Genomic DNA, 26,166 nt, shown 5'->3' with positions numbered 1-26,166 from the left:
GGAATGCAAAGCACGAAGGCGGGATTGGGGACCAAGGCAAGAAAGCTCTTCGCGGCGTTCGCGGTCACAGCGGCGACGGCGGCCATCAGCGTCCACGCGCATGCTCAGACCGCGTTTCTGAACGTGTCATACGATCCGACGCGCGAGCTATATCAGGATTTCAATCAGGCGTTTGCGAAGAAGTGGAAGGCGGAGACGGGCGAGACCGTCACGTTCAAGCAGTCGCATGGCGGTTCCGGCGGCCAGGCACGCGCGGTTCTCGATGGCCTTCAGGCCGATGTCGTCACGCTCGCACTGGCCTACGACATCGACGCGCTCGCCGGCAAGGGACTCGTCAACGGCGACTGGCAAAAGCGCCTGCCTGACAATGCGTCGCCGTACACATCGACGATCGTGTTTCTCGTGCGCAAGGGTAATCCGAAGCACATCAAGGACTGGGACGATCTGACGAAGCAGGGCGTCTCGATCGTCACGCCGAACCCCAAGACCTCGGGCGGCGCACGCTGGAACTATCTGGCCGCGTGGGCGTATGCGCAGCACAAGCCGGGCGGCAATGAGCAGAGCGCGAAGGACTTCGTCTCGAAGCTCTACAAGAACGCGGGCGTGCTCGATTCGGGCGCTCGCGGCGCGACGACGAGCTTCGTGCAGCGCGGGCAGGGCGACGTGCTGATCGCGTGGGAGAACGAGGCGTTCCTGTCGCTCAAGGAGTTCGGCCCGGAAAAGTTCGAAATCGTCGTGCCGTCGGTGAGCATTCTGGCCGAGCCGCCGGTCGCGGTGGTCGACAAGGTCGTCGACAAGCACGGCACGCGCAAGCTCGCCGAGGCGTATCTGAAGTATCTGTATAGCGACGAAGGTCAGCAGATCGCGGCACGCAACTTTTATCGTCCGCGCTCGAAAACGGTCCCGTCCGATCTCACCAAGCAGTTTCCGAAGCTGAAGCTCTACAGCATCGACGATACCTTCGGCGGCTGGACGAAGGCGCAAAAGACGCACTTCGCGGATGGCGGCGTGTTCGATTCGATCTACCAGCCGCAGTAACAGCAACGAGCAGGGCGGCTCGATGATGGAGCATCGAGCCGATTGAAGCGACGACAAGCGGCGCGCCATGACGCCGCTGTACGCACATGCAGCAACGAGCGCCCGCCCCGGCGCACTGGAACAGGATGATTCACGCATGAGCACTTTCAACCTGCGCAAGCCAAGCGCGCTGCCGGGCTTCGGCCTGACGCTCGGCATTACGCTCGCGTATCTGAGCCTTGTCGTGCTCATACCGCTTGCAGCCACCTTTGCCAAGACAGCGACGCTCGACTGGGCGCAATTCGTGCGCGCGGTCACGTCGCCGCGCGTGCTGGCGTCGTACCGGCTGACGTTCTTCGCCGCGCTCGGCGGGGCGCTGATCAATGCGGTATTCGGCTTTCTCGTCGCGTGGGTGCTGGTGCGCTATACGTTCCCGTTCAAGCGTATCGTCGATGCCATCGTCGATCTGCCGTTCGCGTTGCCGACTTCCGTCGCGGGCATCTCGCTCGCGGCCGTGTACGCGGGCAACGGCTGGATCGGGCAATTTCTCGCGCCGCTCGGCATCAAGGTCGCGTTCACGCCACTCGGCGTGCTGGTCGCGCTGACGTTCATCGGCTTGCCGTTCGTCGTGCGCACGGTGCAGCCGGTCCTCGAAGAGTTCGAGCGCGAACAGGAAGAGGCCGCCGCGTGTCTCGGCGCGACGCGCTGGCTGACGTTTCGCCGGGTCGTGCTGCCATCGATTTTCCCCGCGTTGCTGACGGGCTTTGCGCTGGCGTTCGCGCGTGCGCTCGGCGAATACGGATCGGTTATTTTCATCGCCGGCAACGTGCCGATGAAGTCGGAGATCACGTCGCTGCTCATCATCACGAAGCTCGAACAGTACGACTATGCCGGCGCGACGGCGCTCGCGGTCGTGATGCTGTGCGTGTCGTTCCTGATGCTGCTGTTCATCAATACGCTGCAATGGTTCCTGCAAAGGCGCACGAGCAGGACGGTCGCGCCGCCGGCCCCGACGCTGCAGGTAGAGGGAGGCCGCGCATGAGCACGCCCGACAGCAAGGCCATTGCGATGCACACCGCCGCGCAACGCGAAGTCCATACGCTCAATCCGGTAACGGAGCCACGCGCGATACGCTGGCTGCTCATCGCCATCGCGCTCGTGTTTCTCGCGCTGTTTCTCGTCGTGCCGCTCGTCGCCGTGTTCGCACAGGCGTTCGCGAAGGGCATCGACTATTACTTCGAGTCGCTGAAAGACCCGGACGCGTGGTCCGCGATCAAGCTCACGCTGATGACCGCCGCGATCGCCGTGCCGCTGAATCTGGTGTTCGGCCTGGCGGCGTCGTGGGCCATCGCGAAGTTCGAGTTTCGCGGCAAGGCGCTTCTGACGACGCTCATCGACCTGCCGTTTTCGGTGTCGCCGGTCATCTCCGGTCTCATCTACGTGCTGATGTTCGGCGCGCAAGGCTGGTTCGGGCCGTGGCTCGCATCGCATGACGTGCAGATCATCTTCGCAGTGCCGGGCATCGTGCTCGCAACGATCTTCGTCACGTTCCCGTTCGTCGCCCGCGAACTTATTCCGCTGATGCAGGCGCAAGGCAACGACGAAGAGGAAGCCGCGCACGTTCTGGGCGCATCGGGCTGGCAGATTTTCCGGCGCGTGACGCTGCCGAACGTGAAGTGGGGCTTGCTCTATGGCGTGATTCTCTGCAACGCGCGTGCGATGGGCGAGTTCGGCGCGGTGTCGGTGGTGTCGGGTCATATTCGCGGACAGACGGACACGATGCCGCTGCACGTCGAGATTCTCTATAACGAATACAACTTTTCGGCCGCGTTTGCGGTGGCGTCGCTGCTGGCCTTGCTCGCGCTCGTCACGCTCGGGCTGAAGCTCATCGCGGAGCGGCGCATGTCGCAGTCGCTCGTCGAAGCCAGAAAAAGCGCACAGAACTAAAGGATCATCATGAGCATCATCGTTCGTAATCTGCAAAAGCGTTTCGGCGATTTCACCGCGCTCGACAACGTCACGCTCGATTTTCCGGCGGGCGAGCTCGTCGCGCTGCTGGGGCCGTCGGGATGCGGCAAGACCACGCTATTGCGCGTGATCGCCGGCCTCGAACAAGCCGACGCCGGCCAGGTCTTGCTGAACGGCGAGGACGTCGCGCATGTCGGCGCACGCGATCGCCAGGTGGGCTTCGTGTTCCAGCACTACGCGCTCTTCAGACACATGACGGTGTTTGAGAACGTCGCGTTCGGCTTGCGCGTGAAACCGCGCCGCGAGCGCCCGACCGAAGCGGCCATCCGCGAGAAAGTGCATGAACTGCTGAAGCTCGTGCAGCTAGACTGGCTTGCGCAGCGGTTTCCGTCGGAACTGTCGGGCGGTCAGCGGCAGCGTATTGCGCTGGCGCGTGCGCTCGCCGTCGAACCGAAAGTGCTGCTGCTCGACGAGCCGTTCGGCGCGCTCGACGCCAAGGTTCGCAAGGAACTGCGCAGCTGGTTGCGCCGCCTGCACGACGACCTGCACATTTCGACGCTATTCGTTACCCACGATCAGGAAGAGGCGCTCGAAGTGGCGGATCGCATCGTCGTGATGAATCATGGACGTGTGGAGCAGGCCGGCAGCCCGCAGGATGTGTACGATCATCCGCAGACGTCGTTCGTGTATGAGTTTCTCGGCGCGGCGAACCGTCTGCAAGGCAACGTCGATGCAAGCGGCTTCATCGCCGATGGCGCCGCGAAAGCGATCACCACGCAGGCGCATTTCAGCGGCCGCGCGCTTGCTTATGTGCGTCCGCACGATCTCGCGCTGTATCGCGCCGACGATGCTGAGGGCGTTGCGCATCCCGATGGCATCGTGGTCGGCGTGCGGCGCGTGGTGACACTGGGCGGCTCGGTGCGCGTGGAGCTTGCGGGCGATACGGGCGGCGTGCTCGAAGCCGAACTGGACCGCGAAGCATGGCGCGCGCTGCGGCTCGACATCGGCGATGGCGTGCGCGCCGTGCCTCGTGCGCTGCGCGTGTTTCCGGCGCAATGACGCGTTAGATAGAACAAAGACAGCAGACAAGAGAGGCAGAGAATGAACTTCCAGCAACTGCGCTTCGTGCGCGAGGCGGTGCGCCAGAACATGAATCTGACGGAAGTCGCCAACGTGCTCTATACGTCGCAATCGGGCGTGTCGAAACAGATCAAGGACCTCGAAGACGAACTCGGCGTCGATATCTTCATTCGCCGGGGCAAGCGTCTGACGGGCCTGACCGAGCCGGGCAAGCAGGTGCATCAGCTGATCGAGCGCATGTTGCTCGATGCGGAAAACCTGCGGCGCGTCGCCCGCCAGTTCGCCGATCAGGACAACGGCCATCTGGTCGTCGCGACGACGCACACGCAGGCTCGTTACGCGTTGCCCAAAGTCATTAGACAGTTCACCGAAGTATTTCCAAAGGTGCACCTTGCGCTGCGTCAGGGCAGCCCACAGCAGATCGCGCAGATGATCATCAACGGCGAGGCGGACATCGGCATCTCGACCGAGGCGCTCGACCGCTACCCGGACATCGTCACGTTCCCGTGCTATTCGTGGCATCACACGGTGGTGGTGCCGAAGGATCATCCGCTGGTCGGGCGCGAGAACATCACGCTCGAGCAGATCGCGGAATATCCGATCGTCACCTACGACAACGATTTCACGGGCCGCTCTCACGTCGATCAGGCTTTCGCAAGCGCCGGCGCGATGCCCGATATCGTGCTGACTGCAATCGATGCCGACGTCATCAAGACGTATGTCGAACTGGGCATGGGTATCGGCATCGTGGCGGCGATGGCTTACGACGCGAAGCGCGATACGGAACTCATCGCGCTCGATACGCAACATCTGTTCGAAGCGAGCACGACGCGCGTCGGCTTGCGCCGTGGCGCGTTTTTGCGTGCTTATGCTTACCGGCTGATCGAGATGTTCGCGCCGCAACTCGACGAAACGCAGATCGCCGCGCAACTGCGCGAGACCGCGTAAAGCCTGCCGGCTGATTTACAATCGCCGGCATGACAACCGACATTCTTCCTCGTATCGCCGTCCTCGCAACGGGCGGCACGATCGCCGGACGCGCCGGCGACGCCTCCATGACAGCGGGCTACAAGGCGGGCGTCGTCGGCGTGAACGACCTGCTCGACGCCGTGCCCGCGCTCGGCAACATCGCCCGCATTCACGCGGAGCAGATCGCGAGCGTCGACAGCAAGGACATGAGCCATGCGCTCTGGACGACGCTTGCGCAGCGCATCGACGCACTCGCCGCGCAGGACGATATCGCGGGCATCGTCGTCACGCATGGCACCGATACGCTGGAAGAAACTGCGTATCTGCTGCATCTGACGGTGAAGACCGCGAAGCCTGTCGTGCTGACCGCCGCGATGCGTCCGTCGAGCGCGCTTTCCGCCGATGGCCCGTTGAACCTGCTCAATGCGGTGACGGTCGCGGCTTGCGCGCAGGCGAAGGGGCAAGGCGTGCTCGTCGCGTTCAATAACCAGATTCACAGCGCACGCGATGTCACCAAGACGAGCACCTACGCCGTCGATGCGTTTCGCTCGCCGGAAGTCGGCGTGCTCGGCTTCGTGCAGGACGGACGCGTGGAGTTCCAGCGCGCGGTGACGAAGCCGCATACGCTCGCGAGCGAATTCGCAATCGGCGCGCAATGGCCGATGGTCGAAATCGTGACGAGCTATGCGGGCGTATCGCGGGTGGCGGTGGATGCGCTCGTTGCGGCCGGCGTGAAGGGCATCGTCGTGGCGGGGACGGGGAACGGATCGATCCACGCAAGTATGACGCAAGCGCTCGTCGATGCAGTGAAGGCAGGCGTCGCGGTCGTGCGGGCATCGCGTGTGGGCTCGGGGCATGTCATGCGAAACGGCGCTGCATCGGATGATGCGCTCGGCAGCGTCAGCGCGGGCACGCTTAATCCGTACAAGGCGCGCGTGTTGTTGATGCTGGCGCTCGCCGCGGGAGTGGAGGAGGCGGGGGCGTTGCAGAGGGTGTTCGAGCGGTATTGATCGACACCCGTGTTAAACATGCGCCCGAAGCCAACTTACCCGCCCTTTGCGGCCTCATCGCCATTTCGAGTCCTGCGCTCGCACAACGGCTTCCCGTCTTCGAGGACTGCGATGGCGCCGTACAGTCGATCGAAAAAACACCCCGCCTCGACCTCCCGGATGCGCAAACCCGCAAATAACGCAGCGTTCTGCGGGATGCCGCGAACGGCCCGGTCGAATTCTCCGGCCTTACGTACTGGCGGAATGGGGCTGCGGATCAGGGTGTGTCATGGCGGCGGCAATAGACAAAAAGTCGGAGCGCATCGTGCCGCTGCCTTTCACCGTTTCGGACTGGCCGCTCGATGTGGACGAACCGATCGAATACCGTGCGAATAGCTGCATGGTGATCGTCAAGGGAAGCCGCAACGAGAGCAACGAACGCGGCACTTACTACTACGCGTTCGACGGCGAATCATTCAACCTGCGTGCGACTGCCCCTCGCCAATAAGAAAAAACGCGAACCGAAGTTCGCGTTCCTCATTCATTCACAAGCGGCAAAAGCAATCAGTTAGCCGGCGGAATGCGCAGCACCTGACCGGGATAGATCTTGTCCGGGCTCTTGAGCATCGGCTTGTTGGCTTCGAAGATGAGATCGTTCTTCGCACCGCTGCCGTAGTATTTCTCCGCGATCTTCCACAGATTGTCACCCGATGCGACCGTGTGATACTTCGACTCAGGCGCAGCGTTTGGCACGGTCAACTGATCATCCACCTTGTCGACGTGCTGCACGTTGCCCGCCGCGACCAGAATCTTTTCCTTCGTGGCCTGATCGGGCGCCTGGCCCGAGACCGTGACCGTATGGGACGCGCCGTCATACTTGACCTGCAGATTGTCGGCATTCAGTCCTTGCGAGCGGATATACGTCGCAATGGCTTCGCCGGCCTTCTGATTGAGCGCGGCGACATCGACAGGCGCACTCGCCGGTGCGGCCTGCGCGGACGGCGTCGTTGCACCGAACAGCTTTTCGCCTGCTTCCTTAATGAAACTGAGGATTCCCATTGTTCAACTCCTTGAAGAACCAAGTTGGCGCCGCTTGCGAGGCAGAGGCACGTTAGTCGCGCCCGGCATCAAATAGTTCTGAAGTTCAACAAGGGATTACGCCGCACGCTGCACGCGGCATAGATGAAACGTCTCATGCAGCAATCCGACGCGGACACCCGACGGCAAACCGTCTGACCGACCAAGGCTTACCCGGCAACCGCCGGATGCCGCTCTCGGACCCCACTTGCCGCCCTCAGCCCAGAGCGGCATTTGTCCCGCGTGCCCATACGCGGGACGCCCCACGGTTCAGGCGGGAAGCATCACGCAGCCTTCGCTTGCTGCGGCTCTTCCGCCACCTGGCAGTTCGACATGATCTCGAGCGCACGCACGAGCGCCGAGTGATCCCAGGCCTTGCCGCCATTCGCCGCGCACACGCTGAACAACTGTTGCGCGCTCGCGGTATGAGGCAGGGCAAGGCCCATCTTGCGCGCGCCATCGAGCGCGAGATTCAGGTCCTTCTGATGCAACTCGATACGGAAGCCCGGATTGAACGTGCGCTTCGTCATGCGCTCGCCGTGCACTTCCAGAATGCGCGACGAGGCGAAACCGCCCATCAGCGCCTTGCGCACACGCTCGGGATCGGCGCCCGAGCGCGATGCGAACAGCAGTGCTTCCGCGACCGCTTCGATGTTCAACGCGACGATGATCTGGTTCGCGACCTTGGTTGTCTGCCCCGCGCCGTTGTCGCCGATGAGCGAGATGTTCTTGCCCATCAGTTCGAAGAGCGGCTTCGCGATGTCGAACGACTTCTGCGGGCCGCCGACCATGATCGTCAGCGTGGCTTCGCGTGCGCCGACTTCGCCGCCGGACACGGGCGCATCGAGATAATCGCAGCCGAGCGCGTTGATCTTCTTCGCGAACTCCTGTGTATCGAGCGGGCTGATCGAACTCATGTCGATCACGAGCTTGCCCTTGGTCAGGCCGTGCGCGACGCCATCGTCGGCGAAGAGTACGTTGGCGACATCGGGCGTGTCGGGCACCATCGTGATGACGATCTCGCTCGCTTGCGCGACGGCCGTCGAGTCCGCGACGACTTGCGTTTGCCCACGGATATCGTCGGGGACCGGATACTTGCCGTTCACGACGAGCGTGTGGCCGCCTTTGAGAAGATTGCGCGCCATGTGCGCGCCCATGATGCCGAGCCCGATGAAACCGATCGTTGCCATACTGTGTGCTCCTCCTTTATTCAAGCGGTAACGGCAGCTTCGACACCGCCGATGTTTTGCAGCCAGCCCAGGCCCGCTTCGGTGCCGTTGAGCGGCTTGTATTCGCAGCCGATCCATCCTTGGTAGCCGATCGAATCGAGCAGCCCGAACAGGAACGGGTAGTTGATTTCGCCCGTGCCCGGCTCGTTGCGGCCGGGGTTGTCGGCAAGTTGAATGTGCCCGATCGACGGCAGGTTCTTCCTGATGGTCGCGGCCAGTTCGCCTTCCATGCGCTGCATGTGATAGATGTCGTACTGCAGGAACAGATTGTCCGATCCGACCGCGCGAATCACATCCAGTCCTTCCTGCGAACGGTTCAGCGCGAAGCCGGGAATGTCGTACGCATTGCACGGCTCGACGAGCAGCCTGATGCCTTCTCGCTTCAGCGCATCGGCGGCGAAGCGCAGGTTCTCGATGATCGTCGCGCGCGCCTGTTCCGCCGATACGCCCGCCGCCGGAATCCCGACGAGGCAGTTCAGTTGCGGCACCTTCAGCGCCTTTGCATATTCGATCGCGCGCGGCACGCCTTCACGAAACTCGGCGACGCGATCGGGCAGGCACGCGATGCCGCGCTCGCCCGCTTCCCAGTTGCCTGCGGGAAGGTTGTGCAGGACGATCTGAAGGTCGTTGTCCTTGAGGCGCGTCTGAATGTCGCTGATCGAGAAACCGTAGGGGAACAGGAACTCGACCGCTCTGAAGCCCGCGTTCGCGGCCGCGGCGAAGCGGTCGAGGAAGGGGACTTCAGTGAACAGCATCGTCAGATTCGCGGCAAATTTCGGCATGTGTTGTCCTGATTATCTTGCTGATGGTCGGTCAATGGCGTAGCGCTTTCAATCGAGCGGCATCACGGCGGTCGGTGCATCGGCCTTGCTTTCGGCGAGTTCCTCGAACTCGTTGATGGCGTCGATCTCGGTGCCCATCGCAATGTTCGTCACGCGTTCGAGAATCATCTCGACGACGACCGGCACCTGATGCTCTGCCGCCATCGCCTGCGCCTGCTTCAGCGCCCCGGCGATGTCCTCCGGCTTGAACACGCGCAGCGCCTTGCAGCCGAGGCCTTCGGCGACCGCGACGTGATCCACGCCATAGCCATCGAGTTCGGGCGCGTTGATGTTGTCGAACGCGAGCTGCACGCAGTAGTCCATATCGAAGCCGCGCTGCGCCTGACGGATCAAGCCCAGATACGAGTTATTCACGACGACATGCACATAAGGCAGCTTGAACTGCGCGCCCACGGCCAGTTCTTCGATCATGAACTGGAAGTCGTAGTCGCCGGACAGCGCGACGATCTTGCGCTGGGGGTCCGCCGCACGCACGCCGAGCGCAGCCGGAATCGTCCAGCCGAGCGGGCCCGCCTGTCCGCAATTGATCCAGTTGCGCGCCTTGAACACGTGCAGGAACTGCGCACCGGCGATCTGCGAAAGGCCGATCGTCGTCACGAAGCAGGTGTCGCGATCGAACGCGAGATTCATTTCTTCGTAGACGCGCTGCGGCTTCATCGGCACGTTGTCGAAGTGCGTCTTGCGCAGCATCGTGCGCTTGCGCTGCTGGCAGTCGGCGACCCACGCGCTGCGGTCCTTGAGCTTGCCCGCGGCCTTCCATTCCTTGGCCACTTCCACGAAGAGTTCGAGCGCCGCCTTCGCATCCGACACGATGCCGAGGTCCGGTCCGAACACGCGGCCGATCTGCGTCGGCTCGATATCCACGTGCACGAACTTGCGGCCCTTCGTATAGACCTCGACGCTGCCCGTATGACGGTTCGCCCAGCGATTGCCGATGCCGAGCACGAAGTCCGACGCCAGCATCGTCGCGTTGCCGTATCGATGCGATGTTTGCAGGCCGACCATGCCGGCCATCAGCGGGTGATCGTCGGGAATCGCGCCCCAGGACATCAGCGTCGGGATGACCGGCACGCCGAGCGTCTCCGCGAACGTCACGAGCAGGTCCTCCGCCGCCGCGTTGAGCACGCCGCCGCCCGAGACGATGAGCGGCTTCTCGGCGTCGTTGAGCATCGTGAGCGCCTTCTCGACCTGCGCGCGCGTCGCCTTCGGCTTGTAGACCGGCAGCGGCTCGTAAGTCTCGATATCGAACTCGATTTCGGCGAGCTGGACGTCGATCGGCAGATCGACCAGCACCGGACCCGGACGGCCGGATCGCATCAGATGGAACGCCTGCTGGAACACGCGCGGCACGAGCGCCGGTTCGCGCACGGTGACGGCCCACTTCGTGACCGGCTTCGCGATCGATTCGATGTCGACCGCCTGGAAGTCTTCCTTGTACAGACGCGCGCGGGGCGCCTGACCGGTGATCGCGAGAATCGGGATGGAATCGGCGGAGGCGGAATAGAGGCCCGTGATCATGTCCGTGCCCGCCGGCCCCGACGTGCCGATGCATACCCCGATGTTGCCGGGCGCGGCGCGCGTATAGCCTTCTGCCATGTGCGATGCGCCTTCGACGTGGCGCGCGAGCACGTGGCTGATGCTGCCCGAGCGCTTCATCGCCGAGTAGAACGGGTTGATCGCGGCGCCCGGCACGCCGAACGCGGTGTCGATGCCTTCTCTCTCCAGCACGAGAACGGCTGCGTCGACGGCTCTCATCTTGGCCATGATTGTCTCCTTCGTTTGTCTCTATCCGTGAATGCTGTCTGCATCGAAGCAGGGTTCCATTGCACTTTAGAACTGTGAAAAAGGTTTGATAAGATCAGCACGAGTCGCTTTTTCCCAAACTAAAAGTATCGAATGGGGATGCGGTGCGGCTCGCTTCGGGGCCAGGAGACACGGAAATGGACCGCTTCAAGCAGATCGAAACCTTCGTGCGGGTGGCCGAGGCGGGCAGCCTTGCGGCTGCGGCGCTGGAAGAAGGCGTATCGCCGGTGATTCTCGGACGGCGCATCGACGCGCTCGAGAAGCGTCTCGGCGTCAAGCTGATGTATCGCTCGACGCGCCGGCTGGTGGTGAGCGAAGAGGGCGCCGCGTTTCTCGACCGCTGCAAGAATCTGCTCGCGGAGTGGGACCAGGCGGAGAACGAACTGGCGGCGGGGCGTCGCGCGGTGGGCGGGCATCTGATCGTGTCGGCGCCGGCGGCGTTCGGACGGATGCACGTCGCGCCGCACGCGCCCGCGTTCATCGCCGACAAGCCCGAATTGCAGATGTCGTTCAATCTGACCGATCGCGTCGTCGATCTGGTGCGCGAGGGCTATGACTTGTCGATTCGCATCGGCGGCGCGGTCGATCCGAACTTCGTCGCGGTCAAGCTGGCGGGCAACCGGCGCGTCGTCTGCGGCACGCCCGCGTACTTCAGGAAGCACGGCAAACCAAAGACGCTCGACGACCTGCCGAATCACAACTGCCTCGCGTTCAACCTGCAGGGCGGGCAGAACCGCGGCTGGTACTTTCAGCGCAATGGCAAGCTCGTGACCGTGCGCGTGGCCGGCAATCTCGATTGCAACGACGGCGAACTGCTGCATCGCTGGGTATCGGAAGGGCTCGGGCTCGGCTGGCGATCCACATGGGAAATCCAGCGGCAACTGGAGGCGGGCGAACTGGAAACCGTGCTCGACGACTTCGAATTGCCCGCTTACGACATCCTCGCGGTCTACCCGCAACAGCGCTACGTGCCGGCGCGCGTGCGCTACTTCATTGATTATCTGAAGGAAATCTACGCGCAGCCCGGGTACTGGAGCCGTCGCCTGACCTTGCCCGGCGAGCCACAGCCGCTCTACGCCCAGTCAAGCTAACTGCTTGAAAAGGCGTTTGAAATCGCATTTGCGTGAGCGCATACAAAAAGCTATAATCTTCGGCTTCTCACTTGCCGCACCGGTCCGACGCCCGGGTGGCTTCTATCCACAAGGAGTGAATCTATGCGTCATTACGAAATCGTCTTCATCGTGCATCCGGATCAGAGCGAGCAAGTGCCCGCCATGATCGAGCGCTACAAGACCACGATCACGTCGCACGGTGGCCAGATCCACCGCGTCGAGGACTGGGGCCGCCGCCAACTGGCCTACATGATCGAGAAACTCGCGAAAGCTCACTACGTCTGCATGAACATCGAATGCGACCAGGCGACGCTCGAAGAACTGGAACACGCGTTCAAGTTCAACGACGCCGTTCTGCGCCATCTGATCGTCAAGATGAAGAAGGCCGAAACCGGCCCGTCGCCGATGATGAAGGAAGTGCAGCGCGAAGAAGCCAAGAAGGCGGCCGCTCAGCCGACCGAAGCGCAGGCTTAACGACAGCTCATCACTGTCAAGCCACCAGGAAACCGAAACGCTCTCGTGAACCGGCTGCAACTGACAGCAAGCGTCGTGGAACGCGAACCGGTGCGGTACACGCCCGCCGGCATCCCGATCGCAAGCTGCACGTTGCAACACGCAGCGGAAGTCGTCGAAGCGGGCATCGTCCGCAAGATCGAACTGACCCTGCAGGCGGTCGCGGCCGGCGAAGCGAGCGGCAAGCTCGAAAGCTGTCCGATGGGCGTCGAAACACGCTTCACCGGCTTTCTGGCGAAACGAAGCCGTAACGCGCGGACCCTGGTGTTTCACATCACAGAATTGCAGGACATTGGAAAGGACTGAACATGCCCCGCCCGACTGGTAAGAAATTCGACAAGCGTCGTCAGCAACAAAACCCGCTCTTCAAGCGCAAGAAGTTCTGCCGTTTCACGGCAGCCGGTGTCGAGTACATCGACTACAAGGACACGGAAACGCTGAAGGACTTCATCGGCGAAAACGGCAAGATCACGCCGGCTCGTCTGACTGGCACGAAGGCGCACTATCAGCGCCAGCTCGACACGGCAATCAAGCGCGCGCGTTTCCTGGCGCTCCTGCCGTACACCGACCTGCACAAGGCCTAATCAGACGACGCACTAAGGAAAGCCAAAAATGCAAATCATTCTTTTGGAAAAGGTCGTCAACCTGGGCAACCTGGGCGATATCGTCAAGGTCAAGGACGGCTACGCACGTAACTTCCTGATCCCCGGCAAGAAGGCTCGCCGCGCAACGAAGGACGCAATCGCCGAATTCGAAGTACGCCGCGCCGAACTGGAAAAGAACGCCGGTGAAAAGCTGGCTGCTGCGCAAGCACAAGGCGAAAAGCTGAACGGTTTCACCGTGCAGATTTCGCAGAAGGCTGGCGTCGACGGCCGTCTGTTCGGTTCGGTCACGAACGCGGACATCGCCCAGGCGCTGAAGAAGCAAGGCTTCGCTGAAGTGGAAAAGGCGCAAGTGCGCCTGCCGCAAGGCCCGCTGAAGATGGTCGGCGACCATCCGATCCAAGTGGCGCTGCACACGGACGTCCTCGTCGACGTGACCGTGTCGGTGCTCGGCGAGCACGCGTAAGTCATCGTCGAGGCTTCGTGCCTCGCGAGCAGGAAAGAAGGGCAGGAACCTCCATCGGTTCCTGCCTTTTTTGTTGTCTGATTGAAGCACCGGCCGTCTGATTTCGTCGATAATTCCACCCCATGAACGCACCGTCAAAAGATCCGCAACTCGACGCGCTGAAGGTTCCGCCGCACTCCATCGAAGCCGAGCAATCGGTGATCGGGGGCCTGCTCCTGGACAATGCGGCATGGGACCGTATCGCCGACGTGATGGCGCAAAGCGACTTCTATCGCTATGACCATCGCATCATCTTTGAGCACATCGGCAAGCTGATCGCGGCGACGCGCCCAGCGGACGTCATCACCGTCTACGAATCGCTCAACATGGCCGGCAAGGCCGAGGAAGTCGGCGGGCTCGCGTACCTGAACGCGCTCGCGCAGAACACGCCGAGCGCGGCGAACATCCGGCGCTATGCCGAAATCGTGCGCGACCGCGCGGTGCTGCGCCGCCTCGTTTCCGTCGCCGATGAAATCTCCGCCGACGCCTTCAATCCGCAAGGCAAGGAAGTCCGGCAGATTCTGGACGAGGCCGAATCGCGCGTGTTTTCCATCGCCGAGGACGGCGCACGCGGCACGCAGGGCTTCCTGGAAATCGGGCCGCTTCTGACGCAAGTGGTCGAGCGCATCGACACGCTTTATCACACGGCCAATCCGAGCGATGTCACCGGCACGCCGACAGGCTTCGTCGACCTCGATCGCATGACCTCGGGCATGCACGGCGGCGAACTGATCATCGTCGCGGGACGTCCGTCGATGGGTAAGACCGCGTTCTCGATGAACATCGGTGAGTATGTGGCGGTGGAGTATGGTCTGCCCGTTGCCGTGTTCTCGATGGAAATGCCCGGCACGCAACTGACGATGCGCATGCTCGGCTCGGTCGGCCGGCTCGACCAGCATCGCATGCGTACCGGCCGCCTCACCGACGAGGACTGGCCGAAGCTCACGCACGCAGTGCAGAAAATGAGCGAGGCGCAGCTTTTCATCGATGAAACCGGCGGTCTCAATCCGATGGAACTGCGCTCGCGCGCGCGCCGTCTGTCGCGGCAGTGCGGCAAGCTCGGGCTCATCATCGTCGATTATCTGCAGCTGATGTCCGGCTCAGGAAGCGGCGGCGAAAACCGCGCCACCGAAATCTCCGAAATCTCGCGTTCGCTCAAGAGTCTCGCGAAGGAACTCGATGTTCCCGTGATCGCCTTGTCGCAGTTGAACCGCGGTCTCGAGCAGCGTCCGAACAAGCGTCCGATCATGTCGGACCTGCGCGAATCCGGCGCTATCGAACAGGACGCGGACGTCATTCTCTTCATCTACCGCGACGAGGTCTACAATCCCGACAGCCCGGACAAAGGGACCGCCGAAATCATCATCGGCAAGCAGCGTAACGGTCCGATCGGGCCGGTGCGCCTGACCTTCCACGGGCAGTACACGAAGTTCGACAACTTCGCGGGCGTGCAGAACTTCTACGGCGGCGAGTAAGGCCCATCGGCCTTCCTTCGCTGCAAACTGTCAGACCGTTACGACACCTCGTTCGCGCGTCCTCATGGCGCGGTGCGCCGGGTGCAGCGCGCGGGTACAATACGACGGTTTGATGACAGCCTCATTGACCCATCTATCGGGATTTTCATGTTCGGTCGTTTCATGCCCACCGAGGGCAAATTCTTCGAGATCTTCAACGCCCATGCGAAATGCATGGTCGACGCCAGCCGCGAGCTCGAACTGCTGATAGACAACCTCCCCGAAGCCGAGGTCCACAAGCAGAACGTCCAGGCGAACGAGAAGCGTGCAGACAAGCTCACGCACGAAACCATCGACCTGCTGCACAAGACGTTCATCACGCCGCTCGATCGCGACGAAATTCACAAGCTCATCACGACGATGGACGACATCCTCGATCTGATGGAGGACGTCGCCACGGCCATTTCACTGTACGACGTGCGCGCGGTGACGTCGGAGGCGAGCCAGCTTGCGCATATCTGCACGGCCACCTGTTTGCGCGTGCAGACCGCGGTCAGCCTGCTCGAGGACATGAAGCGCGCGAGCGAGATCCTCAAGATCTGCGAAGAGATCGACCGTCTGGAATCGGACGCGGACCGCGTGCTTCGCTCGGCCATGTCGAAGCTGTTCCGCGAGGAAGACGACGTGAAGACGCTCATCAAGCTCAAGGCGATCTACGAGCTTCTGGAGACGATCACCGACAAGTGCGAGGACGTCGCCAACATCATCGAAGGCATCGTGCTGGAAAACGCCTGATCATGCCGCCCGAGCCCGCATGCGCAAGCTGAATTTGCGCAGCGGGTCCTGACGACACAGACAGGCCCGTATCTGAGGCCAGTCAAAACAACACCAACTGATGCATTCGATTCAACTCGCCCTCTGGGCTGTCGCTACGCTTGTCATAGTCGCACTCGTGTTCGACTTCATGAACGGCTTCCACGACGCCGCCAACTCAATTGCGACGGTCGTGTCGACCGGCGTGCTCAAGCCGCAGCAAGCCGTCGCGTTCGCGGCCGCGTTCAACGTTATTGCGTATTTCATTTTTCACCTGAAGGTCGCCGCGACCGTGGGCAAGGGGACGATCGACCCGAACATCGTCGATCACTACGTCATCTTCGGGGCGCTCGTCGGGGCCATCGGCTGGAACATCGTGACGTGGGTGTACGGCATTCCTTCGAGTTCGTCGCACGCGCTGATCGGCGGGCTGGTCGGCGCGGCGCTCGCCAAGTCGGGCTGGGGGTCGCTGAACTGGGACGGGCTGCTGAAGACCGTTGCGTTCATCTTCATTTCGCCGGTGCTCGGCTTCGTGCTCGGCTCGTTCTTCATGCTGCTCGTGTCGTGGATGTACTTCCGCACGCCGCCTTCGAAGGTCGACCGGCGCTTCCGCCGTCTCCAGCTCGTGTCGGCGGGCCTGTATTCGCTCGGTCACGGCGGCAACGATGCGCAGAAGACCATCGGCATTATCTGGATGCTGCTGATCGCCACCGGCTACTCCTCTGTCGCAGCCGACGCACCGCCGATATGGGTGATCGCGCTCTGTTACCTGTCGATGGGCCTCGGCACGCTGTTCGGCGGCTGGCGCATCGTCCGCACGATGGGGCAGAAAATCACGAAGCTCAAGCCGGTCGGCGGCTTCTGCGCGGAGACGGGCGGGGCAATTACGCTGTTCGTCGCGTCCATGCTGGGCATCCCCGTTTCCACGACGCACACGATCACCGGCGCTATCGTCGGCGTCGGCGCGACCCAGAAGTTCAGCGCGGTGCGCTGGGGCGTCGCGGGCAACATCGTGTGGGCGTGGGTGCTGACCATTCCCGCGTCCGCCGCGCTCGCCGCTGCGGGCTGGTGGGTCGGCCATCACATTTTCTAGGCACCTGCTCTGCATTCGCCTGCGGCCCGGTCGTTCCGGGCCGCAGCGCATCAAATGATCGGCGACGACACCCCGTCCATCGGGATGATCGCGCCCGACACGTAACTCGCGCGGCGGCTCGCCAGAAATAGGGCGACGTCGGCGATTTCCTCCGGTTTCGCGTAACGCCCGAGCGGCACTTTGGCCTGACTGTCGGCCAGCACCTGATCCCTCGTGACGCCTTGTCGCTGCGCCTCCAGTTCGAGCGCCTCTTCGACGCGCTCGGTGAGCGTCGCGCCCGGATTGATCGCGTTGATGCGGATGCCGAGCTTCGCGTAGTGATGCGCGAGGCCGACGGTGTTCAGCATCAGCGCCGCGTTGGCCGCGCCGCCCGCGATATGAATATCCGTCGCGATCTTGCCGCCCATCCCGACGATATTGACGATCGCGCCAGGCTCCGCGTCCGGCTCGTTGCGCACGCGCTCGGCCATGCGCTTCAGGACGACTTGCTGCGGAAAGACGTAGGAGAAGTATTTCGCGTCCATCGCGGCTTTGTAGGCGGCGGCATCCAGCGAATCGGGATCGTAGCGGCGGGCGGCGCCGGCGCTGTTGATCAGGATGTCGATGGGGCCGAGCGCCGCGCTCGCTTCCTCCACGACGTCCTCCGCGCTGTGCGCTTCGTGCAGATCGGCGCGGGCGAGATGGACGTGATGGCCGTCGGCGGCGAGTTGCTCGCGCGCCCGGGCGAGGTTGGCGGCGTCACGCGAGACGATCGCGACTTTGGCGCCTTCACGCGCGAATGCTTTCGCGCAGGCAAAGCCGATACCCTTGCTGCCGCCCGTGATCAGGACGACCTTGCCAGCAAGACCCAGATCCATGGTGATTCGCTCCTATCGGTTCTTTCGTGCCGCTGTTGAAGATGAACCGGAACACGATAGCAGAGAGGCGCGGCGGGTGTCAGTCGCTGCCGGCCGCGAAGCGGGCGATGGGGTCGTCGTTCTGGGCCGGACGCGTCGGGACGAGCGAGCCGGTCGACGCGCGCATCACGCGGACTGGCGGCTCGGCGGGTTCGGCCGGAACGGTCGCCGTTGCGGTGGCCTGTGCCGCGCGAGCCTGCTGGCGTGCGGCGCGCGAGGTGGGCGGCGGCGGCTCGAAGGCGTCGGCGGCAGCCTGGATCGGATCGGGCGCGGCGTCGATGGCGACCGCGGCTTGCGCCTGTCGCCTGGCTGCGCTCGACGATGACGGCGGCGGCTCGAAAGCGTCGCCGCTGGCGGGTTGACGAGCGTACGAAGAAGCCGCGGTCGATGTTGCAGTCGGACTCGACGACGCCGATGGCGGCTCGAACGGATCGACTCGAGCCGTTTGCCGCGCCGGAACCGAAGCCGACGCCGCCGCGACGGATTGGCCTCGCGCCGCGCTCGACGACGAGGGCGGCGGCTCGAACGCATCGGCGCGAGCGGCGATCGGGGAGGGTATCGGGCTAGACGCCTGAGCCGCCTGTGACCGCACGCCCGGCTGAGGTTGCGACGCGATATAAGTCGGCTGATCGAACGGCGTCGGCACTGTTTTCGCCGGCGCGACACGGCGGATTCCGTCGAAACGCTTCGCCCAGTACGGATTCGTCAGGTAATCGAGCCGCACGGTGCCGCCGGTCGAAGGCGCGTTCACGAACCGCAGCTTGCCCACGTAGATGCCGACATGGGAATGCGGCCGGCCCGTCGTGTTGAAGAAAATCAGATCGCCGGGTGCGACCTCGTCGGGCTGAATCGACTCGCCGCGCCCGCTCATCTCGGCGGTCGTGCGCGGCAGATTCACGGACGCGGCCCGATCGACGACATAGCGCACGAGCCCGCTGCAATCGAAGCCCGCGTCCGGCGTATTGCCGCCCCAGCGATACGGCACGCCGACGAGCGACATCGCCTGAATGGAGATTTCCTCGCGCCCGACGCTGTGATCGACGAAAGTGGGAAAGCCGTGCGGCGGCGCATAGGCGCGGGAGGCGGCGCTGCTGCTGGTGCTGCCGCCGGCCGAGGCAGGCTTGCGCGCTGCCTGCTGCGGCGCGGTTCCACACGCGGCAAGCACAACGGTAAGGATGAGCGGCAGCCAGATTCGACGCATTTCGAGCATGCGGCGAGCCATGCTCGCCGGAACAAATCAATCCGCCGATACTAGCCCGCCGCACGGCCGTGCCGCAACAGGTCGTGACATTTCACTTTAAGTTTCCGCCCTAACTGTTGCGGCTTCGGGACGTTCGGCCAAGAAAAAGCCCGGTGGATTGCTCCACCGGGCTTTCGCAGCAAACGCGGTTCGACCGCTTAGAGAATATCCGAAGCGTAGTCCGCGAGACGCGAGCGCTCGCCGCGTGCCAGCGTCACGTGACCGCTATGCGTCCATCCCTTGAAGCGATCGACGACATAGGTAAGCCCGGAGCTGCCTTCGGTCAGATACGGCGTGTCGATCTGCGCGATGTTGCCGAGGCAAACGATCTTCGTCCCCGGACCCGCGCGCGTGACGAGCGTTTTCATCTGCTTGGGCGTCAGATTCTGCGCTTCGTCGATGATTACGTACTTGTCCACGAACGTGCGGCCGCGCATGAAGTTCATGCTCTTCACCTTCAGGCGCGAGCGGATCAGCTCCTGCGTCGCGGCGCGGCCCCATTCGCCGGCGGCATCGTCGGTCTTTTGCAGGACTTCGAGGTTGTCGTCGAATGCGCCCATCCACGGCTGCATCTTCTCTTCCTCGGTGCCCGGCAGGAAGCCGATGTCTTCGCCGACCGGCACCGTCGCGCGCGTCACGATGATCTCGTTGTAGCGCTTGTCGTCGAGCACTTGCGCGAGGCCGGCGGCGAGCGCCATCAGCGTCTTGCCAGTGCCGGCCTGACCGAGCAGCGTGACGAAATCGACTTCCGGGTTCATCAGCAGGTTCAGCGCGAAGTTCTGCTCACGATTGCGCGCCGTGATGCCCCACACGTTGTTCTTGTGATGCCCGTAGTCACGCAGCGTTTGCAGGAGCGCGGTCTTGCCGTTCAGCTCGCGCACGACCGCGTGGAACGACGGCTCGCCGTTCTGCGGCTCGAGATACACGAACTCGTTGACGAGCATCGACGAGCAGAGCGGCCCGGTCACGCGGTAATACGTGGTGCCGGTCTTGGTGTCCTGCCAGCTTTCCATGCCCTTCGCGTGCTTCGTCCAGAAGTCTTGCGGCAGCGGCCGGACGCCGGAGTAGAGCAGGTCCTTGTCTTCGAGAACCTGATCGTTGAAGTAGTCCTCGGCGGGCAGGCCGAGCGCATGCGCCTTGATGCGCATGTTGATGTCTTTCGACACCAGCACGACCTGACGATCCGGCCGCTCCTTCTGCAACGCCCGCACGACGCCCAGAATCTGGTTGTCCGCCTTGCCGACGGGCAGGCCCTCCACCGGCTCGATATCGGTAAGCGTCGTCTGGAAGTACAGGCGGCCGAGCGCGTCGCGATTGCCTTGCGCGGCAAGCGGGATGCCTTCGGACATCTGCCCGCCGTTGGCCACGAGACCGTCGAGCGTGCGGCTCACCTGACGCGCGTTGCGCGCCACTTCCGACATGCCCTTCTTGTGATTGTCGAGTTCCTCCAGCGTCATCATCGGCAGATAGATGTCGTGTTCCTCGAAGCGGAACAGGGAACTCGGGTCGTGCATCAGCACGTTGGTATCGAGCACGAAGAGCTTGCGCAGTTCGTCCTCGACCGCGCCGCGCTGGCGGCGCCGGGTCTGCGTGCGGGCGTCTTTCGCGGGTGCGGCGCTCGGGGCGGCAGGCGTCGTCGCGGGCTCTTCCGTGCGCGCTTCGCGTCTGGCGCGAGGCGCTTCGTTCCCGGCGTCGTCCGCCTGTCCGGCTTTGTCGGCCTCGTCGTTTTTCGCGCGCGCGTCCGGCACACGCTGCAGGAGCGCGGCAGTCTGTTTCGTGCGGCGTCCGCGCGCAGCGGGCGCGGGCGTTTGCGTCGACGGTTCCGGCGCCGTCTGCGTCAGCACGTCGCTCGCGATGGCGCGCAGCGTATGCGCCGCATTGGCTGCCTGGGGACGCTCGCTGGCGACGGTCTCGACGGAGCCGTTGGCGTCGTCATCGTTCGTCGCGCCTTTTCTTACTTGCTTCGATGGCCGGGCTTTGGCCTTGTACTCGTCGGCCGGAAGGAGATGGCCGAGCTTGGCCGGGGCGGTAGGCAAAGGCATGGTGTTCCCTCAGAAGGAATCGGGTCATGTATCGTGCGCCGCCTGTCGCATCCTGCTCGTTCGCCCATCTAGCGTTTAGCGCTAAGTGTCCCGCAGTTTGCGCCTGGTGGCGCGCTTCGTTGTCGAAAACGCCGGTCGCCTAGGTTTCGATCTGCTCCTCGGTGCGTGACTCGCGACGCACCGGCCGCCGATCCACCCGGCCGCCGCGCGACGCCAATAAAAAAGCCGCCGTCCGTGTTACCGGAACCAGCGGCTGACTTCTCTTTGGGAGCGCCTGCGCCGTGCCCGTCCCACGTAGCCCGGGTCCATGCCGACGGCGCTGGAAGGCGCGCGGCGGCAGGCGCGAAGGCGGAGGGAATGGGGTGGACAGGCGCTCATTGCAAACCAATATAACGTGCCTCAAATCGCTTGTACAGCCTCGACGATAGCCTCTACGTGCCCCGGCACCTTGATGCCGCGAAACTCGCGGCGCAGCACACCTTCCGCGTCCACGAGAAACGTCGAACGCTCGATGCCGCGCACTTCCTTGCCATACATCTTCTTCATCTTGACGACGTCGAAGAGCGAGCAGATTGCCTCGTCGGAATCGGAGACGAGCGTGTACGGCAACTCGAGCTTCGCCTTGAAGTTGTCGTGCGACTTCACGCTGTCGCGCGAGATGCCGACGATTTCCGCCCCTGCGGCCTTGAACTGCTCGTAGTGGTCGCGAAAGCCGAGACTTTCCGTCGTGCAGCCGGGCGTATTGTCCTTCGGATAGAAGAACAGCACGACCTTCTGGCCGCGCAGGCTCGAAAGCGTGAACTCGCCGCCCGTCGCGGGCGCGGTGAAGTCGGGAACGGGCTGGTCGACTGCGACTGGCACGTAGGTTTCTCCTGTTGTCGTTGATTTTTGTTGAGCGGGCGGGCGCGCGGCGCGATTTCGCTGTGTTTCGTTCAGCCGGGCTGGACGATCAGTTCGCCCGCACGGCCGGGAATCTCGCCCCACGTCACCGGATACGACGGCAGCGTGGCGCGATCCAGCGTCGCATGATAGTCGCCCATCGTGGCGAAGCTGTGTCCCTGCGCGCGCCACCCGGCGAGCAATTGCTCGAACACCGGCGCGAGTTTCTGGCCTTCGAGTTCCGCATGCAGCGTGAACACCTGATCATGCGGGTTGTTCATCGTATGCCGCAAGACATGCGCCGCAACGTTGCTCACGTCGACGCCATCCACGCCCAGCACTTCGTCGAGCGTCGGGAGCGTGGTCGGCATCTGGATGTGATCGAGCGTGCGGCCATCCAGCACGGGAATATACGGCGTGTGCCCGCGTCCATCGGATGCATACCGCATGCCCCATGCGTCGATCTGCTCGAACGCATAGCCGTTCATCTGCCAGCCGGCCGCGCCGTGGGTGACGGGCGGTGCGCCGAAAACCTCGATGAAGCGCGCATGGCTCTGCTGCATCTGCGCGACGGTCCACGCGCGGTCGCGCGCGCGCACGTTGTCCTGCCAGTAGACGTGATCCCACGTGTGGATGCCGCATTCGAAGCCGGCTTCGTGGATTGCGCGCATCTCCGATACCGCCTGCCTGCCGATGTCCGGCCCCGGCAGCAGCACGCCATACATGAGCGTCTTGATGCCGTAGTGCTCGACCACCGACGTGCGCGACACCTTCTTGAGAAAGCCCGGCCGGAACACGCGGCGCAGCGCCCAGCCGGTGTGATCCGGACCGAGGCTGAACAGGAACGTCGCGCGGGCGCTGTATTTGTCGAGCAGACGCCCGAGATTGGGCACGCCTTCGCGGGTTCCGCGCAGCGTATCGACGTCGATCTTCAGGACGATGCGAGCCACCCGTCGTCCCTCAGTTCTGGTCGGCCTGTTCGACCAGCTTGCGGGCCTCGCCCACGATCCCGCGGTACGCTTCGAAAATCTTGCGCAGCGCGTCGTCCATGGTGGCGTGCGGGGCCCAGCCGAGTTCCTGCATCGTGTTGTCGATCTTCGGCACGCGATTCTGCACGTCCTGATAACCCGCGCCGTAGTACGCGCCCGACGATGTCTCGACGAGTTGCACCTGCTTCGCGGTCTCGGCGTACTCGGGGAACTCGTTCGCGAGCGTCAGCATCTTGTTGGCAAGCTCGCGCACCGAGAAGTTGTTCTTCGGATTGCCGATGTTATAGATCTTGCCCGTCGCGACGCCGCCCTTGTTCTCGATGATCTTCATCAGCGCGCCGATGCCGTCGTCGATGTCCGTGAAGGCGCGCTTTTGCGCGCCGCCATCGACGAGACTGATGTTCTCGCCGCGCACGATGTGGCCGAGAAACTGCGTGACCACGCGCGACGAACCTTCCTTCGGCGTGTAGATGGAGTCGAGGCCCGGGCCGATCCAGTTGAACGGACGGAACAGCGTGAAGTTGAGGCCTTCCATGCCGTAGCCCCAGATCACGCGGTCCATCAGCTGCTTCGAGCACGCATAAATCCAGCGCGGCTTGTTGATGGGGCCGTAGGAGAGCGTGGAGTTTTCCGGGTCGAACTGCTCGTCGGTGCACATGCCGTAGACCTCGGAGGTCGACGGAAACACCAGATGCTTGCCGTACTTCACGGCCGAACGGACGATCGGCAGGTTCGCCTCGAAGTCCAACTCGAACACGCGCAGCGGCTGCTTCACGTAGGTCGCGGGCGTGGCGATGGCGACGAGCGGCAGGATCACGTCGCACTTCTTCACGTGATACTCGACCCACTCCTTGTTGATCGTGATGTCGCCTTCGAAGAAGTGCATCCGCTCGTGATTCGCGAGCTCGCCCAGGCGATCGGTTTGCATGTCCATCCCGAAGACTTCCCAGTCGGTGGTTTCGAGGATGCGCTTGGACAGGTGATGGCCGATGAAGCCGTTGACACCCAGGATGAGGACTTTTTTCATGAATGACGATTGGATTGAATGAGTCGGCCGAATTCGGCGGGATCGACGGCGCGTTCTTCGCCTAAGGGATGCGATGCGGCGTCGAGCAGCCGATGGCGCAGTTCGTGCACGGCGATCACGCGGCCGTCGCCGCAGACGCCAAACAGCGCATTATCCGTCACCCTTAGGCCTGGCGGCAAACTCCGCAGTTCGGCGAGCTTCTGCGGCGGTGTGCCTGGCGCGCCGGTTTCGGGCACGAGACGCGCGCGCGCGACGATGAAACGATGCTCGCCGATATCCGTGAAAGCGCCGGGATAGGGCGGGGCGACGGCGCGAATCAGGTTGTAGACGCGCTGCGCCGGCTGCGTCCAGTCGATGCGCCCGTCTTCCGGCTTGCGCCCGCCGTAGTAGCTGCCGGCGGCGAGATCGTTCGGCAGATGCGGCGCTTCGCCGGCGAGCAGTGCGGGCAGCACGCGCCACAGCGTCTGTTCGGCGGCGACGACGGTTTTATCGAAGACCTGGGCGGCGGTATCGTCGGGGAGGATCGGCACGGGCGTCTGCGCGACGATCGCGCCGGCGTCGGGCTTGGCCGCCATTTCGTGCAGCGTCGCGCCGGTCTCGGTCTCGCCGTTGATCACCGCCCAGTTGGTCGGCACGCGGCCGCGATACTTCGGCAGCAGCGAGCCATGCATGTTGTAAGCGCCGCGTCTCGCGAGCGCGAGCAGCGCGACCGGCAGCATGTGCCGGTAATAGAACGAGAAGATGAAATCGGGCGCGGCTTTCGCGACAGCGTCGTGCACGTCGGTCGACTTGGGATCGGCGGGCGCGATGACGCTGATGCCATGCTCCGCCGCGACCTGCGCGACGCTGCCGAACCAGATGTTCTCGCTCGCGCTGTCCTCGTGCGTGACGACGAGCGCGACATCGACGCCACGCGCGAGCAGCACTTGCAGGCAGCGCACGCCGACGTTGTGATAGGCGAAGACGACGGCGCGCGGCTTCATCGGCCGTTGTCCTCGCGGCTGACGACGGCGGCGATCGGCTGCATCACGTTCTGCATCGGCCTTTCCGCGACCGGCAAGCCGTCGCGCTGTTCGAGGATCGTCTGCACGAGATAGCGCGGCCGTGCACGCACTTGCTGATAAATGCGGCCGATGTATTCGCCGAGCAGCCCGAGCGCGAAGATGATCACGCCGAGCATGAAGAACGTGATGGCGAACAGCGTGAACACGCCCTGGACTTCCGCGCCGAACATGAAGCGGCGAATCAGCAGCAGCACGAAGAGGCCCGCCGAGCCGACCGACAGGATCACGCCGATGAACGACAGCCATTGCAGCGGCACCACCGAAAAGCCGGTGACGAGATCGAAGTTGAGCCGGATCAGGCTATACAGCGAATACTTCGATTCGCCCGCGAAGCGCTCCTCGTGCGCCACGTCCACTTCAATCGGATTCTGCGCGAAGGTGTAGGCAAGCGCGGGAATGAACGTATTGATCTCGCCGCACCGGTTGATCGTGTCGATGATGTGCCGGCTATAGGCGCGCAACATGCAGCCCTGATCGGTCATCTTGATCTTCGTGATGCGCTCGCGCAGGCGGTTCATCGCGCGCGACGCCTTCTTGCGCCACAGGCTGTCCTGACGCTGCTGACGGATTGTGCCGACGTAGTCGTAGCCTTCGCGTATCTTTGCGACGAGCTTGCCGATCTCTTCGGGCGGATTCTGCAGGTCGGCATCGAGCGTCACGACGATGTCCCCGCGCGATTGCTCGAAGCCCGCGAGAATCGCCATGTGCTGCCCATAGTTGCCGTTGAGCAGGATCACGCGCGTGGTATCGGGACGCAAGTGGAACTGCTGCGCGAGCAGCGCGGCCGACTTGTCGCGGCTGCCGTCGTTGATGAAGATAACTTCATACGACGTGCCGAGCGCATCGAGCGCCGGGTAAAGGCGCTCGAACAGCGCGGCGAGGCCGTCCGCCTCGTTGTACACCGGAATGATGACCGAGACTTCGGGCGAATTCGCCGGAAAATCCGAATGACTCATGTGGCTG

At 63.3% G+C, this 26,166-nt stretch carries 28 protein-coding genes; 16 read left to right on the top strand and 12 right to left on the bottom strand.

The features are described 5' to 3' along the window. The first annotated feature begins 3 nt into the window (after positions 1–3). The 8 genes from AB6804_RS00625 (at position 4) to AB6804_RS00590 (ending at position 6,531) form a co-directional block, all read left to right on the top strand. Entirely contained in the window at positions 4–1,038 is a 1,035-nt protein-coding gene (locus tag AB6804_RS00625) for a sulfate ABC transporter substrate-binding protein (protein ID WP_370884820.1), read from the top strand. Positions 1,039–1,174: 136 nt separating this feature from the next. Next, positions 1,175–2,059 carry a sulfate ABC transporter permease subunit CysT gene (gene cysT / locus AB6804_RS00620; RefSeq protein ID WP_370884819.1) on the top strand — a complete coding sequence of 295 codons (885 nt, stop codon included), beginning with the start codon at positions 1,175–1,177 and terminating at the stop codon, positions 2,057–2,059. Between the two features lie 26 nt (positions 2,060–2,085). Continuing rightward, the gene (gene cysW / locus AB6804_RS00615; protein ID WP_370885391.1) at positions 2,086–2,964 is read left to right on the top strand and encodes a sulfate ABC transporter permease subunit CysW; all 879 of its coding nucleotides are present in this window, start codon (positions 2,086–2,088) and stop codon (positions 2,962–2,964) included. 9 nt (positions 2,965–2,973) lie between these two features. Continuing rightward, positions 2,974–4,044 (top strand): sulfate/molybdate ABC transporter ATP-binding protein, encoded by a 1,071-nt coding sequence (locus AB6804_RS00610; protein ID WP_370884818.1) that lies wholly within the window; start codon positions 2,974–2,976, stop codon positions 4,042–4,044. 42 nt (positions 4,045–4,086) lie between these two features. After that, positions 4,087–5,013 (top strand): CysB family HTH-type transcriptional regulator, encoded by a 927-nt coding sequence (locus tag AB6804_RS00605; protein WP_370884817.1) that lies wholly within the window; start codon positions 4,087–4,089, stop codon positions 5,011–5,013. A 29-nt stretch (positions 5,014–5,042) separates the two neighbouring features. Continuing rightward, entirely contained in the window at positions 5,043–6,044 is a 1,002-nt protein-coding gene (locus AB6804_RS00600) for an asparaginase (protein WP_370884816.1), read from the top strand. Beyond that, the gene (locus tag AB6804_RS00595; RefSeq protein ID WP_370884815.1) at positions 6,041–6,223 is read left to right on the top strand and encodes a hypothetical protein; all 183 of its coding nucleotides are present in this window, start codon (positions 6,041–6,043) and stop codon (positions 6,221–6,223) included. The genes AB6804_RS00600 and AB6804_RS00595 overlap by 4 nt, the downstream gene beginning before the upstream one ends. 125 nt (positions 6,224–6,348) lie before the next feature. Continuing rightward, positions 6,349–6,531 (top strand): hypothetical protein, encoded by a 183-nt coding sequence (locus tag AB6804_RS00590; protein ID WP_370884814.1) that lies wholly within the window; start codon positions 6,349–6,351, stop codon positions 6,529–6,531. Between the two features lie 56 nt (positions 6,532–6,587). Here the strand turns inward: AB6804_RS00590 and lysM are convergent, their stop codons facing one another. From lysM to gcl, 4 genes are all read right to left on the bottom strand, one after another. Next, complete coding sequence (lysM, locus tag AB6804_RS00585) at positions 6,588–7,082, bottom strand: peptidoglycan-binding protein LysM (protein WP_370884813.1); 495 nt, start codon at positions 7,080–7,082, stop codon at positions 6,588–6,590. A gap of 302 nt (positions 7,083–7,384) precedes the next feature. Then, positions 7,385–8,290: a 2-hydroxy-3-oxopropionate reductase gene (locus AB6804_RS00580; RefSeq protein ID WP_370884812.1), complete on the bottom strand. Its 906-nt coding sequence runs from the start codon at positions 8,288–8,290 to the stop codon at positions 7,385–7,387. A gap of 20 nt (positions 8,291–8,310) precedes the next feature. Next, a complete protein-coding gene (hyi, locus tag AB6804_RS00575) occupies positions 8,311–9,111 on the bottom strand; it encodes a hydroxypyruvate isomerase (protein WP_370884811.1) in 801 nt (266 codons plus the stop codon). Positions 9,112–9,159: 48 nt separating this feature from the next. Further along, the gene (gene gcl / locus AB6804_RS00570; RefSeq protein ID WP_370884810.1) at positions 9,160–10,935 is read right to left on the bottom strand and encodes a glyoxylate carboligase; all 1,776 of its coding nucleotides are present in this window, start codon (positions 10,933–10,935) and stop codon (positions 9,160–9,162) included. 176 nt (positions 10,936–11,111) lie between these two features. Between gcl and AB6804_RS00565 the strand changes: the two genes are divergently transcribed. From AB6804_RS00565 to AB6804_RS00530, 8 genes are all read left to right on the top strand, one after another. Beyond that, on the top strand, positions 11,112–12,065 hold the full coding sequence (locus AB6804_RS00565) for a LysR family transcriptional regulator (RefSeq protein WP_244792363.1): 954 nt from the start codon (positions 11,112–11,114) through the stop codon (positions 12,063–12,065). Between the two features lie 123 nt (positions 12,066–12,188). Continuing rightward, entirely contained in the window at positions 12,189–12,560 is a 372-nt protein-coding gene (gene rpsF / locus AB6804_RS00560) for a 30S ribosomal protein S6 (protein WP_035967471.1), read from the top strand. A 45-nt stretch (positions 12,561–12,605) separates the two neighbouring features. After that, positions 12,606–12,905 (top strand): primosomal replication protein N, encoded by a 300-nt coding sequence (gene priB, locus AB6804_RS00555; RefSeq protein ID WP_014191232.1) that lies wholly within the window; start codon positions 12,606–12,608, stop codon positions 12,903–12,905. Positions 12,906–12,907: 2 nt separating this feature from the next. Beyond that, positions 12,908–13,183 carry a 30S ribosomal protein S18 gene (gene rpsR, locus AB6804_RS00550; protein ID WP_007000150.1) on the top strand — a complete coding sequence of 92 codons (276 nt, stop codon included), beginning with the start codon at positions 12,908–12,910 and terminating at the stop codon, positions 13,181–13,183. A 28-nt stretch (positions 13,184–13,211) separates the two neighbouring features. Beyond that, positions 13,212–13,667 carry a 50S ribosomal protein L9 gene (rplI, locus tag AB6804_RS00545; RefSeq protein ID WP_035967470.1) on the top strand — a complete coding sequence of 152 codons (456 nt, stop codon included), beginning with the start codon at positions 13,212–13,214 and terminating at the stop codon, positions 13,665–13,667. Between the two features lie 122 nt (positions 13,668–13,789). Then, the gene (locus tag AB6804_RS00540) at positions 13,790–15,181 is read left to right on the top strand and encodes a replicative DNA helicase (protein ID WP_035967468.1); all 1,392 of its coding nucleotides are present in this window, start codon (positions 13,790–13,792) and stop codon (positions 15,179–15,181) included. Between the two features lie 147 nt (positions 15,182–15,328). Beyond that, positions 15,329–15,955, top strand: a complete 627-nt coding sequence (locus AB6804_RS00535) for a DUF47 domain-containing protein (RefSeq protein ID WP_035967466.1) — start codon at positions 15,329–15,331, stop codon at positions 15,953–15,955. Positions 15,956–16,055: 100 nt separating this feature from the next. Further along, the gene (locus AB6804_RS00530) at positions 16,056–17,066 is read left to right on the top strand and encodes an anion permease (RefSeq protein ID WP_370884809.1); all 1,011 of its coding nucleotides are present in this window, start codon (positions 16,056–16,058) and stop codon (positions 17,064–17,066) included. A 50-nt stretch (positions 17,067–17,116) separates the two neighbouring features. On the opposite strand, the gene AB6804_RS00525 is transcribed toward AB6804_RS00530, so the two are convergent. The 8 genes from AB6804_RS00525 to AB6804_RS00490 all read right to left on the bottom strand — a co-directional run bounded on the left by AB6804_RS00525 (position 17,117) and on the right by AB6804_RS00490 (position 26,159). After that, complete coding sequence (locus tag AB6804_RS00525; RefSeq protein ID WP_370884808.1) at positions 17,117–17,923, bottom strand: SDR family oxidoreductase; 807 nt, start codon at positions 17,921–17,923, stop codon at positions 17,117–17,119. A gap of 79 nt (positions 17,924–18,002) precedes the next feature. Continuing rightward, a complete protein-coding gene (locus AB6804_RS00520; protein ID WP_370885390.1) occupies positions 18,003–19,163 on the bottom strand; it encodes an NlpC/P60 family protein in 1,161 nt (386 codons plus the stop codon). Positions 19,164–19,360: 197 nt separating this feature from the next. After that, positions 19,361–21,244: a PhoH family protein gene (locus AB6804_RS00515; protein ID WP_370884807.1), complete on the bottom strand. Its 1,884-nt coding sequence runs from the start codon at positions 21,242–21,244 to the stop codon at positions 19,361–19,363. Between the two features lie 399 nt (positions 21,245–21,643). Further along, complete coding sequence (locus tag AB6804_RS00510) at positions 21,644–22,105, bottom strand: peroxiredoxin (RefSeq protein WP_370884806.1); 462 nt, start codon at positions 22,103–22,105, stop codon at positions 21,644–21,646. A gap of 71 nt (positions 22,106–22,176) precedes the next feature. Continuing rightward, positions 22,177–23,073 carry a polysaccharide deacetylase family protein gene (locus tag AB6804_RS00505; RefSeq protein WP_370884805.1) on the bottom strand — a complete coding sequence of 299 codons (897 nt, stop codon included), beginning with the start codon at positions 23,071–23,073 and terminating at the stop codon, positions 22,177–22,179. A gap of 10 nt (positions 23,074–23,083) precedes the next feature. Next, positions 23,084–24,139 carry a bifunctional UDP-4-keto-pentose/UDP-xylose synthase gene (locus AB6804_RS00500; protein WP_052005905.1) on the bottom strand — a complete coding sequence of 352 codons (1,056 nt, stop codon included), beginning with the start codon at positions 24,137–24,139 and terminating at the stop codon, positions 23,084–23,086. Further along, positions 24,136–25,122: a formyltransferase gene (locus tag AB6804_RS00495; protein WP_370884804.1), complete on the bottom strand. Its 987-nt coding sequence runs from the start codon at positions 25,120–25,122 to the stop codon at positions 24,136–24,138. The genes AB6804_RS00500 and AB6804_RS00495 overlap by 4 nt, the downstream gene beginning before the upstream one ends. Beyond that, a complete protein-coding gene (locus AB6804_RS00490; protein ID WP_370884803.1) occupies positions 25,119–26,159 on the bottom strand; it encodes a glycosyltransferase in 1,041 nt (346 codons plus the stop codon). The genes AB6804_RS00495 and AB6804_RS00490 overlap by 4 nt, the downstream gene beginning before the upstream one ends. Between the last annotated feature and the right edge of the window lie 7 nt (positions 26,160–26,166).

Source organism: Caballeronia sp. RCC_10 (genome assembly GCF_041360715.1).
Taxonomy (GTDB): Bacteria; Pseudomonadota; Gammaproteobacteria; order Burkholderiales; family Burkholderiaceae; genus Caballeronia; species Caballeronia grimmiae.
This window is presented reverse-complemented; position numbering and strand designations above follow the sequence as displayed.